The sequence below is a fragment of the Paracoccus sp. FO-3 genome (assembly GCF_006386455.1).
GTDB lineage: Bacteria > Pseudomonadota > Alphaproteobacteria > Rhodobacterales > Rhodobacteraceae > Paracoccus > Paracoccus versutus.
Map to the genome: position 1 here is coordinate 1 of NZ_VCBQ01000299.1, position 535 is coordinate 535.

Genomic DNA, 535 nt, shown 5'->3' on the forward strand with positions numbered 1-535 from the left:
GCACTGGTTCACCGCCGATCCGCATTATTCGCACGGCAACATCATCCGCTTCTGCGACCGCCCCTTCACGGATGTGGCCGCGATGAATTCCCACCTGCTGGCCGAGTGCCGGGCACGGGTCGGGCCCGATGATGACCTGTGGATTCTGGGAGATTTCACTGCGGGCAGAGCCAGCGATAGGCAGCGGCGTGAGGTGCGCACGATTTATCATGCCCTGCCGGGCCGCAAGCATCTGATCCGGGGCAATCATGATGAAGACTGGATCTGCGATCTGCCGTGGAATAGCGTGGCGGAAACGGCGGATATTGTCGTGGACAAGCGCCGGCTGTTTCTCTGTCACTATCCCATGATCACCTGGCCCGGCGCGCGGCATCAGGGGCTGCAACTCTTCGGCCATGTGCATCAGAATTGGCGGGGCAGCCGCAATTCCGTGAACGTGGGTGTTGATGTCTGGAATTTCCGGCCGGTCACGCTGCCCGAAATCGAGCGCCGGGCAGCCAAGCTCCCCGTCAATCCTCTTTGGGACCAGGTCGAA

Annotated in this window: 1 protein-coding gene; it reads left to right on the forward strand. The window is 61.5% G+C overall.

What is annotated here, in order from left to right; genetic code table 11:
• Nucleotides 1-535 (forward strand): metallophosphoesterase (locus FE811_RS27090; RefSeq protein WP_255469872.1); only part of this gene is annotated, 535 nt, incomplete at both ends.